15 protein-coding genes and 3 pseudogenes are annotated in these 15,783 nt (G+C 44.7%); 10 read left to right on the top strand and 8 right to left on the bottom strand.

Translation table 11 applies throughout. The annotated features are described in order from the left end of the window. Positions 1 to 4 precede the first annotated feature (4 nt). On the top strand, positions 5 to 529 hold the full coding sequence (locus AB4583_RS06905) for a DNA mismatch repair protein (RefSeq protein ID WP_372116894.1): 525 nt from the start codon (positions 5 to 7) through the stop codon (positions 527 to 529). A gap of 42 nt (positions 530 to 571) precedes the next feature. Here AB4583_RS06905 and AB4583_RS06910 read toward each other — a convergent pair whose 3' ends face one another. After that, on the bottom strand, positions 572 to 1,207 hold the full coding sequence (locus tag AB4583_RS06910; RefSeq protein ID WP_372116896.1) for an START domain-containing protein: 636 nt from the start codon (positions 1,205 to 1,207) through the stop codon (positions 572 to 574). Positions 1,208 to 1,256: 49 nt separating this feature from the next. On the opposite strand from AB4583_RS06910, the gene AB4583_RS06915 reads away from it, so the two are divergent. Beyond that, positions 1,257 to 1,379: a hypothetical protein gene (locus AB4583_RS06915; protein ID WP_017061529.1), complete on the top strand. Its 123-nt coding sequence runs from the start codon at positions 1,257 to 1,259 to the stop codon at positions 1,377 to 1,379. Here the strand turns inward: AB4583_RS06915 and AB4583_RS06920 are convergent. Beyond that, positions 1,376 to 1,859, bottom strand: a pseudogene (locus AB4583_RS06920) (YHS domain-containing (seleno)protein). The gene AB4583_RS06915 and the pseudogene AB4583_RS06920 overlap by 4 nt on opposite strands. 110 nt (positions 1,860 to 1,969) lie before the next feature. Here AB4583_RS06920 and AB4583_RS06925 point away from each other — a divergent pair. Both AB4583_RS06925 and AB4583_RS06930 read left to right on the top strand, forming a co-directional pair. Then, a pseudogene (locus tag AB4583_RS06925) lies at positions 1,970 to 2,403 on the top strand (helix-turn-helix domain-containing protein). A 251-nt stretch (positions 2,404 to 2,654) separates the two neighbouring features. Continuing rightward, a complete protein-coding gene (locus AB4583_RS06930; RefSeq protein ID WP_029235650.1) occupies positions 2,655 to 3,533 on the top strand; it encodes a 6-carboxytetrahydropterin synthase in 879 nt (292 codons plus the stop codon). Between the two features lie 125 nt (positions 3,534 to 3,658). Here the strand turns inward: AB4583_RS06930 and AB4583_RS06935 are convergent, their stop codons facing one another. Continuing rightward, positions 3,659 to 4,699, bottom strand: a complete 1,041-nt coding sequence (locus AB4583_RS06935) for an acyltransferase (RefSeq protein WP_372116898.1) — start codon at positions 4,697 to 4,699, stop codon at positions 3,659 to 3,661. Positions 4,700 to 4,822: 123 nt separating this feature from the next. Next, the gene (locus AB4583_RS06940) at positions 4,823 to 5,779 is read right to left on the bottom strand and encodes an AEC family transporter (protein ID WP_017072390.1); all 957 of its coding nucleotides are present in this window, start codon (positions 5,777 to 5,779) and stop codon (positions 4,823 to 4,825) included. Positions 5,780 to 5,940: 161 nt separating this feature from the next. Between AB4583_RS06940 and AB4583_RS06945 the strand changes: the two genes are divergently transcribed. Continuing rightward, complete coding sequence (locus AB4583_RS06945; protein ID WP_372051442.1) at positions 5,941 to 6,534, top strand: TetR/AcrR family transcriptional regulator; 594 nt, start codon at positions 5,941 to 5,943, stop codon at positions 6,532 to 6,534. Between the two features lie 176 nt (positions 6,535 to 6,710). After that, on the top strand, positions 6,711 to 7,559 hold the full coding sequence (locus AB4583_RS06950; RefSeq protein WP_076648613.1) for an alpha/beta hydrolase: 849 nt from the start codon (positions 6,711 to 6,713) through the stop codon (positions 7,557 to 7,559). Positions 7,560 to 7,703: 144 nt separating this feature from the next. On the opposite strand, the gene AB4583_RS06955 is transcribed toward AB4583_RS06950, so the two are convergent. Further along, positions 7,704 to 10,244: a glycosyl hydrolase family 18 protein gene (locus tag AB4583_RS06955; RefSeq protein WP_372116901.1), complete on the bottom strand. Its 2,541-nt coding sequence runs from the start codon at positions 10,242 to 10,244 to the stop codon at positions 7,704 to 7,706. Between the two features lie 398 nt (positions 10,245 to 10,642). After that, entirely contained in the window at positions 10,643 to 11,107 is a 465-nt protein-coding gene (locus tag AB4583_RS06960; protein WP_372116902.1) for a DUF2850 domain-containing protein, read from the bottom strand. A gap of 307 nt (positions 11,108 to 11,414) precedes the next feature. Here AB4583_RS06960 and AB4583_RS06965 point away from each other — a divergent pair, with 307 nt between their 5' ends. Beyond that, entirely contained in the window at positions 11,415 to 11,696 is a 282-nt protein-coding gene (locus AB4583_RS06965; protein WP_017057600.1) for a pyrimidine/purine nucleoside phosphorylase, read from the top strand. A gap of 197 nt (positions 11,697 to 11,893) precedes the next feature. On the opposite strand, the gene AB4583_RS06970 is transcribed toward AB4583_RS06965, so the two are convergent. Next, positions 11,894 to 12,766, bottom strand: a complete 873-nt coding sequence (locus tag AB4583_RS06970; RefSeq protein WP_372116903.1) for a pirin family protein — start codon at positions 12,764 to 12,766, stop codon at positions 11,894 to 11,896. 157 nt (positions 12,767 to 12,923) lie between these two features. On the opposite strand from AB4583_RS06970, the gene AB4583_RS06975 reads away from it, so the two are divergent. Next, complete coding sequence (locus AB4583_RS06975; RefSeq protein WP_017061541.1) at positions 12,924 to 13,208, top strand: hypothetical protein; 285 nt, start codon at positions 12,924 to 12,926, stop codon at positions 13,206 to 13,208. Positions 13,209 to 13,233: 25 nt separating this feature from the next. On the opposite strand, the gene AB4583_RS06980 is transcribed toward AB4583_RS06975, so the two are convergent. Next, positions 13,234 to 14,424, bottom strand: a complete 1,191-nt coding sequence (locus AB4583_RS06980; RefSeq protein WP_102428138.1) for a GGDEF domain-containing protein — start codon at positions 14,422 to 14,424, stop codon at positions 13,234 to 13,236. A gap of 315 nt (positions 14,425 to 14,739) precedes the next feature. On the opposite strand from AB4583_RS06980, the gene AB4583_RS06985 reads away from it, so the two are divergent. After that, positions 14,740 to 15,078, top strand: a complete 339-nt coding sequence (locus AB4583_RS06985; RefSeq protein WP_017069673.1) for a DUF1840 domain-containing protein — start codon at positions 14,740 to 14,742, stop codon at positions 15,076 to 15,078. Positions 15,079 to 15,484: 406 nt separating this feature from the next. Beyond that, positions 15,485 to 15,763: pseudogene (gene uhpT, locus AB4583_RS06990) on the top strand (hexose-6-phosphate:phosphate antiporter); the annotation flags it as partial. Between the last annotated feature and the right edge of the window lie 20 nt (positions 15,764 to 15,783).

Consider the following 15,783-nt stretch of genomic DNA (forward strand, 5'->3'; position numbering starts at 1 on the left):
CATTATGGCATTGCGCCTTCCTCCTGCTTGGGCGATTGTCCTTGCAGGCTTGATACTCAACATCATGGCGATTGTCATGTCGAGCTTGGTGTTGGACAAAATTGAAGCGGAGAAATCGGAATACAACGATCGCAAATACGGCAATGTGTACTCAATACAGCTTGCTTGGAATACGATTGAGACCCTAGAGCGCAAGCGTGAAGCGATTTTGATTCACCTTGATAAACTAGAAGCGGTGCAGCCGACCACGGTTCTCGACGAAGCACTGCGTGGGCAACTTAGGCGTTGGGTGAGTAGCGAAGTGCCAAGTATCTCTTTGGCTCACTTACCGAAACTGATGATGCTGATAAACAGTGCACAAGAAGCGCAACGAACTCGAATCGATGACTACTATTTGGATAACCTGACCTTGGTTGAGTTAATCCAAAGGCTTGATGAGAAAATGGCTTTCTATAAGAACATCGCCCTGTTTCTTCAAGTATTTGGCTTGGCGCTTATCTTAGCTCGCGATCTCGCTAGAAGACCTTAATCTTTAACCTTACTTCGTTCATTTACTTATCGACTTGTACCGTTAGCGAGACTCGTTTGGCAGGTTAGGGTGCTGTTGGCCTTGGTACTTTGGTAACTGTTCTTTTAGCCCCTTAAACGTGCTCAGTGCACTGCCTATCGATAACTTGTTCATCAACCAATTTGGCAAGATGCCACCTGCGTTCGCATACGCGGTGTAGTTGATGTAGGTATTGCCATTAGTCAGCGGTTGCAGCGTCCAAAGAGCGTCCACATCGTAGATTCGAATGTACCCCGACTCTTTCGCCAAATAGTTCGATGCATCCTTTATCGACAAGACAAACTGACCATCTTCAATGCTGTATTTTGAGTAGGTCACCATGTCTCGATCTCTGGCAGGCCACGGTGCTTTGAATTGGGTATAGACGATGTTTTCATCTTCAGATATCTGCATCAACACACGGCTTTGCGATACATTATCTATCCAGTTTGGCACGTTCTCACTGTCTTCCAATAACAGTAAAAAACCGGAGTAAGTGGTGGGCGTTTGCATCTGTGCTCGTATTTCGACCAAGCCTTCGCTGTGTGGCCTTTTATCAATCATGATGCCATCTTCACTTTTGACGAACTGCCATGGGTTGGCATAAGTCAGTGTCGATAGGGCGCAGAGGCCGAGTACCAAAATCTTAGGTAATGTCATTATTCTTCCATAAAAAGAAAAGCTTATCTGCTAGGAGTATAGAATAGAAATGGACTTAGTAGGTGTTGCCAATCGCTTTGGGTTGGCCTCTTTGGGGAAAATCCCAATGAAAACGGAAGCGTTCGGTCGCTTCCGTTTTATTCTTGGGCAATGGATAAGCGCTGTAGGCTAGAGCTTATAGGCTTCTACGGTTTTGATGGTTGTCCAGTTGCTGTTGGCGTCTTGGATGAACTCTTGTGTATTCTCCAGCCAGCGTTTCTGAACCGATTTGTCTAAGTTCAGATACAACTTTCCATCTTCCATCTTCCACCTTCCAAGCGAGAGGGTCGGTTTCAAACTTCTTACCCATGGCTACTCCAAACGCGCAGTAACCGCCATATTGAGGGGCATAGGCTTCTGGATTGGCTCGAAATTCATCTCTGTTTTTACTGCTCGCAAAGTTATAGATCGCATTCTTATAGGTCGCTGTGAACTCAGATGTGCCTTTTACTGGACCTTCATTGGCAAAGTAAGCGACAGGATCATAGCCTTTAATTGCGAGGTTATTGCTGTCGACACTCATATCAAGGTCTGCTGCCATTAACGAAAAGCTGGTGCCTAGTAACGCGGCCATTAGAGTGATTTTTTGACTGGTCGATTTCATGTGTGACATATCAAGTTCCTTGTCAGTGTTGGTTATCTTGTTTGAAATAATTTAGCCCACTCGTCCGGTCTATAGAGGGACAAAAGAACTAAAAACTAAGCGAATCGTTCGGAGGATGCATGGATCTGCTTTCACAACTAATGGAACACTTCTCGATACGCACTGGCGTTTTCTATTCTGGAAACCTGTGTGGAGTATCGTCATTTAACGCGCAACAAGGTAAAGAGGGCCACCTTCATGTATTGAGCGCGGGGGAGTTGAGCTTGTCTAGCGCTCACACGGAACACAGGCATTTGTCGCAGCCTTGCATTGTTTATTTGCCGAAATAGCGTCACTGGCCGCGATGTCTCGTACTCAGTTTATTGAAGCGTTCAAACGGGAAGTGGGTGAAACGCCGGGAGATTATGTGCAAAAGTGGCGAGTCTCTGTTGCTCAATCTCTGTTATTGCAAAATAAGCCGATCAATTGGGTCGCTGATGAAGTGGGTTACAATAGCTATTCAGGATTCTCACGTGTTTTTCAACATGTTGCCGGAGTGTCGCCGCGCCTTTAGCTAAAGCAAAATGCGTCGTGAAGCGCTGGCCATCCCTACCTGCAATATGGCTATTGGCATCAGGCTGGCCTATGTTTTAGCGGAAATTGAGCGTAGTTTGTTCATTTCTCGAATGACGGTGTAAAAAGGTGGACTTTATTAGCTCGTTGTAACATCCTGCCCGTCCTATTTTATCAGACATCAATGAGACGAAGTGCCTGCTGAGCATTATTCAGCCTCCCGTATCTCATTAAAGTATTAAGGAGTTCAACTTGAACCTATTTGTAAGAGACCTTACCGTTATCGATTCTTCATACATCTGTGAACACAGAGGGGTCGTAGGAGATAGTTGGATTTTAGATGTCACCATGTCTGGTGAACTTAATGAAATGAGCATGGTGCTGGATTTTAGTAAGGTCAAAAAGCAGATCAAACAGTTGGTTGATCAACATGTTGACCACCGCTTACTGCTGCCAATGAAAAACTCTGCAATCGTGCATCAAGCAAGCAAAGCCGGTTACTCTAAGGTAGATGTGTTGCGCGGTGACAAGAGCCTGCACCTGCACTGCCCTGATGAAGCTTACTGTCTGATTGACGCTGAAGCGATCACCATCGAGAGTGTGACCGCTCATGTTTATGATATTCTTCGCGACAACCTTCCAAGTAACGTCACAGGGTTAGAGATTACCCTTCGCCATGAAAACATTAATGGTGCGTTCTACCACTATACTCACGGTTTGAAAAAGCATGATGGTAACTGCCAGCGCATCGCGCATGGTCACCGTTCTCCAGTTGAAATTTTGGTTGATGGTCAACGCGACGAACAACGCGAGCAGGCATTTGCTCAGCGTTGGGAAGACATTTATTTAGGTTCTAAAGAAGACCAAGTTTCAGTTTCATCACTTAACCTGAGTGAAAACGCGAACAGTGTTAATGATGAAAGTCACTATGGCTTCCGCTACACCGCGCCACAAGGCGAATTTGAGCTAGCGATTGCTAAGAGTGAGACGGAAATTTTACCGACAGATACCACGGTGGAATTACTTGCTGGCTATATTGCGGATCAAGTTGAACCGAGCCTAGCAGAGAACCAATCACTACAAATCGTCGCTTATGAAGGTGTTGGTAAGGGCGCAATGGCGTTCCGATAACACTTCAACGAGTGAGAAAGTATCGTTACTGACATGATGAAATAAAGGCAAGATAATCCGTTATCTTGCCTTTACTTTTTGTGACTCTTTAAAACTGATTTAGCTGATGATGTTAGGCACAAACACTAACGAAGCAGCACGCGTTGCAGTGGTGTTTTTTCGATTCCAACAACCAACCCGAAGCTCAACAATACGGTGCCAAGAAATACCGTAACGTCTTTTGCCAATTCCGTAATGCCTAAAACTCCACAGACATTGAACAACACGATAATGATCAGCAAATGGCTGACGTAGATACCTAGCATGCGATTTGAAATGGCGCGAACCCAAGCGTAGTTACCCATGTTTGGATTTGCTAAAAGCCACATGAACACGCCCATCCCCCATAGCGCCGTGCCAAACAAGAAATCATTCATGTTGAATCCGACGTCGAACGTGGTGAGCCATGATGCCTCAGCAAAATGAATCAACATGCCTAACGCTAATAACCCCAACGCTTTAGTTGATGACACCTTCCATTGATTCTGACGAATAAGGAAACCTAAGGTCACCATTAACGTGCTAAAGAACGGGCCATTACGCGTGAAGAAAGGTGCTTCTAACCCGGTTAGCGTTGCGTAGCTGCCCGCTAAAACACCATAAACGTAAAGTACAATGGCCGCTGGTAATAGCAGTTTGTCGAGTTTCATTTCGACTATCAAAGCGATGATCAAAACTGCACAAACCAGAGCGGGAATAAACCATAAATGAACCAATCCACCCTCTAAGAAAGAGTTAAGTGGCGTGTTCATTAAGAAACCCCAATAGCCTTGGCGCTCACCTAGGTAACCAAACTCTTCTACCTTCGCGAGGTTGAATGGCATCACTAAGCAAATGATGCTCCATGCTAACCAAACCTTAAGCAGTGGTTTAGAGTAATTAATGACGGTTTGCCACGGGGAGGCAGTCAGCTTGGGCTGAATAAGATAACCGGAAATTAGGAAAAACAGAGGTACCGCAAAACGAGCGGTTTGGTTGAGTACATAACCGATCCAAGGCACTTCATCTATTTGCCAATAAGTGAGTGCCATTTGACCGTGTAAACCAATGATCGCCAAGATAGCAATCACTCGGCCTAACTCGATACTGGCGATGTGTTGTGAAGGCGTATGTTGAACGGAAGACATATCAGATCTCTTAGTAAAATTTTTACGAAATCTAGCAGTCTTTATGCCCAACCAGTTAGTCCTAAATCAAGGCTTATGACCTTTGTTTCAAGGCTAGTGTCGGTTTTTTGAAGCCTGTCGCAGCTATATTAAATCCATTGCAGTAAGTACAAAAATACCGAGAGTACAAGTGATAAGAGAAACAACAGTAGTAAGCGCGATGATGTTAGCCGCCAGTGTTGAGTTTCCTCCCATCGCACGAGCCATAACGTAGCTTGCCGCTGCCGTTGGTGCCGCGCTCATCAAGAAGATAAGCCCGAGATCGAGCCCTTCAAATCCTAAGTACCCAGCCGCCAATGTAATCAGTAACGGTGAGGCAATTAACTTGTAGCTAGAGGCAAACCACGTCGATAACTTTTCTTGTTTGAGCGAGCTGATATCGAGCGACCCACCGGTACACAGCAGTGCTAAAGGCAACGTCATGTTGGCAAAATATTGACCAGCATCAGTGACCATTTTTGGGATAGGAATCGAAAGTGCATAGAAGACGACCGCTAAGAAAATAGCGATGATCAATGGGTTTTTGGTAATCGACTTAGCGATCACTTTAATCGCTTTCGCGCCTGTGTCTTCGCCTTTGGGTGTCAGTGCAATTACGGCTTGAATGTTATATAGCACGGTTAGGGATGCGACATAGATAGCCGCCAATGCCACGCCTTGGTTACCATAAATATTAGCTACATAGGCGAGGCCGATGATCGCGGTATTAGCGCGGAATCCACCTTGGACAATCACACCTTGATCTTTCGAACCTTTAAATACTAACTTGGTCGAGAAAATCGTGAACAAGAAAAAGATAAAGTTAGCGATGACGCCAAAGGCAACTAACGCGCTACTGGCTGAAAAGTTGTGATTCGATTGAACAATACTCAGAAATAGCATCGCGGGTAGGGTGACTTGAAAGACCACCTTAGATGCGACATCAATGAAATTGTCGTTGATTAAGCCGATTCGTTTGAGCATCACACCAAGAAACAGCATTAAACAGATAGGGCCTGTTACTGACGCCGAAAACGCAAACTGTTCCCAAAGTGTGTTCATTGTTTTTCCTTTGTTAGTCGATTTCAATTTCCTTTGAATACTGTCGCATTTTTCCACAATTCTTTGAGAAGAGAAATTGAATCCCAATAGATAAGTAAAAATCTTTGAAAAAAAGAACGAACGTGCTAAAAATAACGTATCAGATTTATCCTTGGTGAATAATGAGTAAAGGAAAGATAACCAAAGAGTATATTTTGAGTCATGCATTCGCACTTGCGAGTGAAAACGGGCTTGAGAGTTTGACGATTGGCGAATTAGCCAAACAGTGTGGCATGTCTAAGAGTGGCTTGTTTGCACACTTCAACTCTAAAGAAAACCTGCAACTCTCTGTACTCGAGTATTCCAACGCCATATTCACTGAAAGAGTCATCATTCCGGCGAGAGAGTTGGGCGACGGTGATATTGAAGCCAAGCTGAAACAACTGCTCGATAACTGGCTTGGCTGGAACCATTCGTTCCAAGGCAGCTGCATGTTTATTGATGCTTGGAAAGATGCAGGCAGCGAAACTTCTGTGATTCAGAAGGCACTGCAGAAAACCATTTCAGTGTGGATTGATTACTTGACGATTCAGGTAGAAAAAGCGGTTGAAAGCAAACAATTCAGAGCCGATTTAGACCCGAAACAGGCAACCTTCGAGTTGTACGGTCTCTACTTAAGTGCGAACTTGTTCTACTCATTACGGGGCCAACAAGCCAGCCACACTCATTTTTGGAGTGGTGTAGAGCGCTTAATCGCTAGCTGGAAAGAGGTTTAGCTCGCAAAGCATCTGAGTTTTGTTTAACTAAGGCTTATAAGAAATTTTAAGAGAAGTGGCGGCAAGCAGCCATAAAAAGCGCTATCGCCATTTTTTACACTAACAAATAGCACGGTCGTTCGATTTTTAGGGCCGAGCTCGATCCGCCAATAATGATGGCGATACAAGGAACGGTCATGAGTGACAAAATCTATTTCAATACATCGAACAAATTCAGCTTCAAGCGTAGCTTGATTGGCGCTACAACCAATCTGCACTACATTTTAGCGCCGAGTCATGCAAAGAAAACGGCACGTAAACTGCTGCTCACTCCGATGCGTACCGAGCAAAAAAACGCGGATCCACAAGGGCTTATTAAGAGTGAAATCAAAGGTCGTGATGGCGTTTTGAAAACTTACTCTTTGGGTACGGGGCCCGTTTGGGTACTGACCCATGGTTGGTCTGGCACCGCGAGTCAATTCTTTCCTTTAATGGAACACATCGCTGCTAAAGGTTTTACTGCAATGGCTTACGATCATCCTGCTCATGGTGGCAGTGATGGCGTACATGGTCATATCCCAGCGTTTGTGAATGGTTTGGAAGCTGTTCTCGATTCGGTGGGTGAAGTAGCAGGTTTAGTTGGTCACAGTATGGGCACGGCTTCTGCGTTGGAATGTAAGCACGTTAAATTGGAAAACAAGCCACTATTGCTGATTGCACCTGTACTGGATTATCTAGAAAACCTATTTGGCAGCGTCGCACGTTCTGGTTACTCAATGAAACTGTTTGAGGCGGTAGTTGGAGAAGTCGAAGAGCAGTTTAACTATCCAATTCAGTCTGTTGATCCCTATGGAAAGCTAGCGCTTCGTGAGTCTCAGACGATCATTGTTCATGATGAGCAAGACAAGTTTACTAAGTTTGATGTGTCTCAGCGAGCAGCTAATGAAATGGGTCGCGTTACCTTGATTGCGACTCAAGGCCAAGGTCACGGGCGAGTGATGAAGTGCCCACAAGTGTTTGAGAGCTTTGATAACTTAATTGGCTAAGCACAACGAGCGCAAGTCAGTAGGACGCCAGTAAAAAGATCCTAAGCTCAAAGCTAAGAAAACAAACATTAAAAAGGCCAACCAGACATTATCTGGTTGGCCTTGCTTTTAGGTGCTTAGTTGGTGTTTAGCTCAATCCTATTTTTAGTTAGCACAGCTTGCTGAGCCGATCTCTTTCCACACGCCCCATTGGCCTGTCGTTGTTGGATCTTCACCGGTTGTCCACCATTTCGCTTCCCAAACCTTACCGCCTTGAGTCACTTGGTCGCCACCAGTGTAAACCGCGCCTGAATCCCAAGCGTTAGTACACGTACTGCCGCCTGTGGTTTTCTTAAGAACTTTCACTGAAGTAGCTGCTACCGATGTCTCTGTGCCATCGCTGACTGTTACAGAGAAGTTCAGCGTTGTATCTTTCGTGTATTCCGCTGCGACAAAGCTCACTGAAGAACCTTGAACCGTTGCATCAATACCAGCAGGTACATCCCATGTGAAGGTCAATGTGTCTTGGTCTGCATCGCTTGAAGCCGAAGCATCAACCACGACTACATCACCCGCATTAACTTCAGCCGGAGCCGTAACCACTGCTACTGGTGCTGTGTTTACTGGGCCTGTATCTTTAGGGCTTACTGTTACAACAACGGTGTCAGTAGAAGTAGCACCTTCGTTGTCCGTTACCGTTAGGCTGAAGGTTAGTGTTTCTTGCTGAGCGACTTCAACAACATCGAAGCTTACAACAGCCGCATTCGCGTTCGCCAGTGTTACTGCTGTACCGCCGACTTGAGACCAAGCGTAGCTCGCGATTGTACCGTCGCTGTCTTTTGAAGCGCTGCCATCTAGAGAAACAGAAGCTGGGCCTTCAACCGATTGGTCTGCGCCTGCAGCTGCCGTTGGTTTACGGTTTACAGGATCTGTTGTACCGCCAGCAAGGCCTTCATGCATTGCGTTGAGGATGTCGCCGTTGTCTGCATCAATTTCCCAAGAGAATAGACCCGCAAGGCCAAGGCTACGAACGTACGCGCCTTTTGCTTTTACCGAGCGGTCATCATCAAATGTGATCAGCTGACCTGAAGTGCGGTTCCAAACGTAAGGCGCTTCTGCCAATTCGTCGTAGCCATATTCGAAGCCGTTGATGCCTTGGTTATTCGCTCCAAGCATGTTTGCTTTAATGCCTTTGTAATCAATAACGCCATCTTCCCATACGCCTTGCGCAGAGCTACCTTTCAGTTTGCCGTTACCCACCCCTGTCATAGGGTCGCTAGGATCGGTGAGTGATGATGGTAATACGCCTTCCCAGCCACGACCGTACATCGCTGTACCAACCACAAGTTTGTTCGCTGGAACGCCTTGTTCAAGTAGCAATTGGATGCCGTTGTCTGTGGTGTAAGCTGGGCCTGTGTACTGTTCGCCATTTTCATCAAGGCCTGTGCCATCACATTGACCAGGACGCATGAAGTTACCGCAGTTTAGTGCTGTTTGGTGACCTAACACGTTGTTCCAACCGCCGTAGAAGTCGTAAGTCATTGCGAAGATGTAATCCATGTATTGGATAGCATCGCCGTAGTTCACGTCTTCAATCTTATCGTGACCAACACCGATCGCAGAAGTGAGCTCGTAAGTACGACCGTTTTCCGCTTCTAGCTCATCTAGCATCACGCGAAGTTCTGCCATCAGTGCAATGTAAGCTGGGCCGTCATTTACAGGATCACCAAGGTCTGGAGCAGCACCGCCACCACCAGGGAATTCCCAATCGATATCCACACCGTCGTAGAATTTCCATGTGTTAAGGAATTTCTTAACAGACGCTACAAAGGTGTCACGGTTGGCTTTAGTTGTGAAATCAAAGAACGGGTCAGACAGCGTCCAGCCACCAATCGATGGGATGATCTTCAAATCAGGATTACGCTGTTTGAGCGCCATCATCATTGCGTAGTTACCCTTGATCGGTGAGCTGTATTCGTGTCCCGCTTGAGGGAAGCTTTTCTGGAAAGCCGCCCAAGGGTCATGAATCACCACTTCGTAATCGTTAACACCCTGACAAGCTGTCATGAGGGCGTTGTAGCTGTTTCCACCTACCGATTTTACTGATTCGTTAGGACCACAAATTGGGATGAAGCCGTAAAGGATGTGGGTCAAGTTATCAGCAGGTAGGTTATCTACCGTGTAGTCACGACCATAAATACCCCACTCAACAAAGTAAGTACCGACTACCGTATTTGGATCTGTGTTGTATGACTTGTTGTTTGGATCCACATTCATCGCAAGTGGCGCTAAGTGTGCGCCATCTGTATCGGCAATCGTGATTTTAGCGGGTGCGCTTTTGCTACAACCTGTTTCGTCACACGCTTCTATTTCCATTTCGAATAAGCCGCCTTGGCCATATTCGAATGAAGCCGTGGTTTGGCTGCCAGTGATTGGGCCAGTGGCTACTTTAACGCCATCAAAGTAGATGTTGTACGTGTTTCCTGACGTTCCGCTCCATTGGTTGAACTTAACGTCGACCTTCGCTTGGTCGTGATATTTCACCATCTGGTTGTAGCCAGAGGTGGTTTCCATCGCGAGTTCAATTTTAGAAAATTGCAGGTTGTTGGAACCGTACATGTCGATGCTAGGTGCTGTTGGAGCAGCTAATGCTGTACCAGATAGCGCTAGAGCAATGCTTGCAGCACAGGTATTTATACGAATCATACTATTTCTCTCATTCCTTGAAGATTACGAGAACTCAATGGCCCCATAAACGGCTCCAATCAGTTTTGAAGGAGCTTCCCAGTCAGTATTCGAGAGAGTTTTAATTTCATAACTGAAAATAAATCCGTTTTCGATGGACAACTAAAAAATTGTATCTTGTTACAATTCTGTTGCTTAATGAATGAGAGGCTGAGTCCATGTTTTATAAAATAAAACATCCTTCAGTAGGAAAATCTCACAAGTGAAAATTCACGACATGAAGTTATGAAAAGGTGCGACAAACTATAAGAAAATACTGTGGATTGAAGCTGAATCACAAAGTGAAGTATGTTGAGCGAGCGGGGTCGATCGACGGGTAAACTTGAAGACGAATGCTTATGGCAGTATGGATAAGAGGGTTATCTTTTGAATTGCTCAGCTAAGGAAGCGCGTCGTTGTTGCATGACACTATGGGTATCACCAGTCGCAGTATCTTCGTAGCCTTCTTTAATAAATTGCTGAGATGGTACGCTTGGCTCTAATCGCTTTAAGCGAGGCGAATCGTAAGTACCACTGATGGTGTAAACGGTGGTTCCAGAGCCAGTGTTGATCGTGACGATCTTCCCGTCAAAATCGAATGAGGTAGCGATAAGACGATGATTCATCATCACACCGTTTTCTGAAAGTGTCAGGATGTCGGTGTTGTAAGGTGGCGCCGCAATCTCTATCCATGTGCCATAGACGTTGCTTGGGCTGACAGATTGCTGGTGGGCTTGGTAAGCAAAATAGCCGGCGGTGAGGGCAACCATAAAGCCAGCTAATAGGAAGCTGTAGAGTAACGAGTTGGCAAATAGATCTCTGCTTTTAGTCGGCTTTTTTGCCATTATCTCTTCATTTTTCGACTGATATTGTTTTAGATTCTATTAATTAAAACCTTAGTTTGCAAAAATTGTTCTAAGAGTTAGAAGCAGGATCGAATGTTCTAATAAATGTGGTTGCGTTAGTGGTTTTTAGCCTTGCTCCTCAGTATTTACGCTATCAATGAAAGCGAACTCCAGAAATGCTTAAGCTATGCGTATTTATTTCTTGTAGGAAAGTCTCGAATTGGTTAAAACAATTATCACCTAAATTTACGCATAGGCTTACTCGGTGAGCTCAATAATTGCAATTTGAAGATAACAAGGAAGTACAATGATTAAAGAAAACACATACTTTGAAGGTGGCGTTAAGTCGTTAGCGTTTAACCAGTCTGGTGCTGATGTGAGTGTTGGTGTAATGGCGGCTGGTGAGTACACTTTTGGTACTGCGGCTCCAGAAAAGATGACCGTTGTTAAAGGTGCTTTGATTGTAAAGCGTGTTGGCGATGATGATTGGACGACATACCAATCTGGTGAGTCTTTTGACGTTGCGGGTGACTCTTCATTCGACCTACAGGTAAAAGAAGCGACAGCTTACCTATGTGAGTATTTGTAATCAGATCTAAATTTGTTCAATCAGGGCATCGTTTGTCTCTGATTGAATAGAAAAAAACCACGCTCTAGGAGCGTGGTTAAATAAGTGATAGTAACCGGCAGTGGATAGTGTCACTTGTTTTTGTAGTCATCAAATGGATGACTAAATCGTTGTTCGTTGCAAAATCTCTTCAATCTTCAAAGCTCAAAGCCAAGACATCAGTAAGTCTCAAACACACCGTTGTTGTAGTCTTGAATTGTCTGTTCAATCTCTTCCATCGAGTTCATGACAAACGGGCCATAATGCACAACCGGCTCATTAATCGGTTCACCAGAAAAAATCAGTACCCCTGAATCTTCCAAGCTACCCAAAGACAGCAAGTCAGCTTTGGTGAGCAGGGCAAGTTGACCTTGGTTGATCACTTTGTCGCCGATCTTAATACTACCCTTGTACACGTAAGTCATGGCATTGTGATTAACATTAGTCCCTAACGTGACTTTTTGCCCAGAATGAGAGCGCCAATCCGCAACGCTTAATGGCACACCTGTTTTCTGTAATGGACCCTGCGCTCGTAAAGCCTCTGAATCCTTGTCAGTTTGGTTGTGCAGTTCAAACCCTCCGGCAATCACTCTTAACAAACCACTTTGTTCACTTTGATGCTCCGCGATGCTTTCACTTTGGAAATCGTGATACTGAGCTGGCTGCATTTTGTGTGTCGCAGGTTGGTTTATCCAAATCTGAAAACCATGCAGCGCACCTTCTTCCATCATTGGCATTTCGCTGTGAATGACACCACGGCCTGCGGCCATCCATTGAGCGCCACCGCTGCGTAGCTCTCCAACATTCCCCATATGGTCTTTGTGTTGGAAGTGACCTTGGAGCATGTAAGTGAGCGTTTCTATCCCACGGTGAGGATGTGGAGGAAAGCCGCCAACATAGTCTTTGCTTTCATCCGACTTCAGTTCATCAATCATTAAAAATGGAGAGAAACGTGCGTTATTAAAACCTGCGAGTCGTTGGATTTTGACGCCATCACCATCTGAGGTGGCATGTGCTGTAATCACATGATCTACTGCTCTTACATTCGTCATTTTGAAACCCTCATAAACTTGAATAGCTGTAGTTTATGTAATTTGATTTAAAAAGAAGATGGCACAGCGTTGAGTGACTTATTCGAAAATCTTGAACAGGTAACAATATGAAATTATGTCTATACTCAATAGATAGTATATCGCCAAGGAGGCCGCTATGGCAGTTCAGCAAAAACATGGCGAAAGGCATGGTCGGATAGGTTTTGATAACGACTTTACAACGGAGCAAAGCCAGCGCTTTACAGAGGTTGCAAACAGCGCAGTTAAACGCCGCGTGAAAAAACGTGAGATAGAAGCGCCGTTTATTCAGTCAGCTAAGCAAGCCGCTTTTAAAACCGTGGTGAGGCGACCTAAAGGGAATAACCCAAACCGAACACGTCAAGTCATATGGATTATTATGATCGGGTTAGTGAGTCTTTGGCTTATGTACCTTGCAGGTTAGCAGCGCCGCTCCGTTATAGGAATGGCTAGCGTTGGCGCGTTTTTAATAGCGTAACATTGTTCCCTTCGATCTTCGCTTCAAAGCAATCTTCAAGTTCAGATGAATCCGGTGCTGAGCTAACAAGGCTCGTTGGTAGTTCTTCTATCAGGGTCGATACTGGGTTGTCGTGATAATAAGCATATCGGTTTTTTCCTGAATGCTTGGCAACATACATCGCTTTATCAGCACATCTCGTCAGCTCATGTAATTCTTGGGCATCTTGCGGATACAAAGCAACCCCAACACTTAACGTCAATTCCTTGATTCTCTCGTTTGTTTGGCAGCCGCTTTCGAACAGCCCGCAGATCCTATCTAGAATGCCGTCTAGATCTTTACGAGTTGGCACATCGTAGAGCATCAGAACAAACTCGTCTCCAGCAAAGCGCGCGATGGAATAATCGTATTCATGGCTTTTTCTGTCTCTGGTTCGAATGTTGTTGCTCAAGCGATTGGCAAAATGCTGTAAGACACTGTCTCCCACATCGTGCCCGTAGCTGTCGTTAATGCCTTTAAAGTCATCTATATCCAAAAAGACCAATGCCGTAAGTGATCGCTCACTATCCACGGTGGCTAGTTTTTCTGTCGCCCAGCGTTCAAAGCTCCAACGGTTTGCCAAGCCGGTTAACTGATCTCTGTAAGCGAGATCTTCAATGCCTTCTTTATACAGGCGTTGAATATAACTGACGGCTTTTGTGTAGTAATAAGCGGACGTGTGACACACCAAGCTCATGGTAAACAGGCTAAGAATAAACCGATGTGTGCTGTTAAATGGCAGAGAAAAGTTATTGGGCATTGCCGTAATTAAGGTGCTGATAAACAAACAAAATGAGGTGCTGAAGATGATTCCAATTCTGAAGTCATTGATAAAAATCACCGCCGCCAGAATAGGGTAGAGCCAAAGAATTCGGTCAGGAATGGCGTGACTGTACAAAAATAGGATGACCCCTTGAACCAGTAAAACACCGCTCAGGATCAATTCTGAATACTCAGGGTTAATGACTTTTCTTACGTAAAATGCATTGGAGATAGCGATAAGTGCAAAACACAGTTCGAAAACCGACAGCGTGTAATGTTGGCCTTGGAAGTAAGCCCAAGTATAGAAAATGAATAACGCAGCGGCAGTCAGTGAAAAGGAGTGGACAATTTTTTGCTTGCGGGTGGATCGTATGTCCGCCATTTCTTCTAGGTGCCTGCCGACGAGCCTTTTCATGTGATCTGTGCCAAAGTTTTTGATAATGGTGTTAATAGTAGATTAAATAACAAGCTATGCAGAGGCTTAGATGTCTATTTAGTGTGACTACTATCAAGGTTTCATATGAAAGGCTGTTCAATCAATTCCAAATAGTGATGTATATCACCGATGGTGCTGGTCATCTCTAGAAGATTAGATTTAAGCATCAAACTTGTAACCGTTGTTTGATCTTTATCTACTTGCTTTCCAGAGAGTTACTCCACATAGTTTGTAAACGACCAAAATTAAGAAAGGCTCATTATGTTAATTACCTTTAGTTGTAAAGCTCATGCTAGTGTCACGATGTTTGGTGAAGTCGGCCTCCAGTTCATCAAGATGCTTGGGCATAGCGGCTCCATCCCAGGTGCTATGGATGCTTCAGAGGTTCCTCAAGCTCTGGAGAATCTACGTGCTGCTATTGCAGCAGAGCAGAGCAAGTCCGTAGAGCATGAAAATACTGATGACGACAATGAAGAAGAGGTGGTTGAAGCGCCTGTTAATATCGGTAGTCGAGCGTTCCCACTGGTTGAATTATTAAAAGCTGCCATCAAAGATGAATGTGAAGTAATGTGGGAAGACGGTAGCGGCAAGCGACTGTAGTACGATTCACGCGAAACGTAACAAGCCTATTGAATCTATTTTAATCAGAATGAATGCTGAACCAGTATCGGACACACCATGACCATGGAGTTTTATGGTGATGAACCGATACTGGTGTTTTTTTAGTGAAGTAATCCACTCGTTTCTGTTTATTTACAAGGTTCGTCAGCCCTGAAATGAGTGACTTTTGTTATCGTAATATCAATCCATAACAGACCGTAAACAAAGTGATGCTGTTCACGCTTTCTTGACTCCCAATTCTGAACTAAGAATTTTTCCTAGTTATTCTAAGACCCTCTCTCATGCGGTCGATTTTTAGACTCCTTATTATTTCACGGTCAACTAACAAACAATGTATGGCCGCAATTATGCCGTGCAGACCTCACAAAAAATAAGAGAGTTCACAATGTTAAAGTTCCTAGATCAGGTTCGAAAACCGACGTTGGATCTTCCGGTCGAAACTAGAAGAAAAATGTGGTTTAAACCATTCCTACAATCTTACCTCGTCGTGTTCATTGGTTATCTAACCATGTATTTGATCCGTAAGAACTTCAATGTCGCGCAAAACGACATGATTTCTACTTATGGATTATCGATGACGGATCTAGGTCTTATCGGTCTGGGTTTCTCTATCACTTACGGTATCGGTAAAACCGTCGTTTCCTATTATGCCGATGGTAAAAACGGCTTTGTTTCCTAAATCAG

The organism is Vibrio sp. 10N.222.49.C12, assembly GCF_041475025.1.
In the GTDB taxonomy this organism is placed as follows: domain Bacteria; phylum Pseudomonadota; class Gammaproteobacteria; order Enterobacterales; family Vibrionaceae; genus Vibrio; species Vibrio crassostreae_C.

Bases quoted from the DNA above. Each gene is read 5' to 3' on its own strand.
- AB4583_RS06980 (WP_102428138.1), bottom strand. From the start codon at position 14,424: ATGGCGGACATACGATCCACCCGCAAGCAAAAAATTGTCCACTCCTTT.
- AB4583_RS06915 (WP_017061529.1), top strand. From the start codon at position 1,257: ATGGACTTAGTAGGTGTTGCCAATCGCTTTGGGTTGGCCTCTTTGGGG.
- AB4583_RS06960 (WP_372116902.1), bottom strand. From the start codon at position 11,107: ATGGCAAAAAAGCCGACTAAAAGCAGAGATCTATTTGCCAACTCGTTA.
- AB4583_RS06910 (WP_372116896.1), bottom strand. From the start codon at position 1,207: ATGACATTACCTAAGATTTTGGTACTCGGCCTCTGCGCCCTATCGACA.
- AB4583_RS06945 (WP_372051442.1), top strand. From the start codon at position 5,941: ATGAGTAAAGGAAAGATAACCAAAGAGTATATTTTGAGTCATGCATTC.
- AB4583_RS06935 (WP_372116898.1), bottom strand. From the start codon at position 4,699: ATGTCTTCCGTTCAACATACGCCTTCACAACACATCGCCAGTATCGAG.
- AB4583_RS06905 (WP_372116894.1), top strand. From the start codon at position 5: ATGGCATTGCGCCTTCCTCCTGCTTGGGCGATTGTCCTTGCAGGCTTG.
- AB4583_RS06985 (WP_017069673.1), top strand. From the start codon at position 14,740: ATGTTAATTACCTTTAGTTGTAAAGCTCATGCTAGTGTCACGATGTTT.
- AB4583_RS06975 (WP_017061541.1), top strand. From the start codon at position 12,924: ATGGCAGTTCAGCAAAAACATGGCGAAAGGCATGGTCGGATAGGTTTT.
- AB4583_RS06940 (WP_017072390.1), bottom strand. From the start codon at position 5,779: ATGAACACACTTTGGGAACAGTTTGCGTTTTCGGCGTCAGTAACAGGC.
- AB4583_RS06955 (WP_372116901.1), bottom strand. From the start codon at position 10,244: ATGATTCGTATAAATACCTGTGCTGCAAGCATTGCTCTAGCGCTATCT.
- AB4583_RS06965 (WP_017057600.1), top strand. From the start codon at position 11,415: ATGATTAAAGAAAACACATACTTTGAAGGTGGCGTTAAGTCGTTAGCG.
- AB4583_RS06950 (WP_076648613.1), top strand. From the start codon at position 6,711: ATGAGTGACAAAATCTATTTCAATACATCGAACAAATTCAGCTTCAAG.
- AB4583_RS06970 (WP_372116903.1), bottom strand. From the start codon at position 12,766: ATGACGAATGTAAGAGCAGTAGATCATGTGATTACAGCACATGCCACC.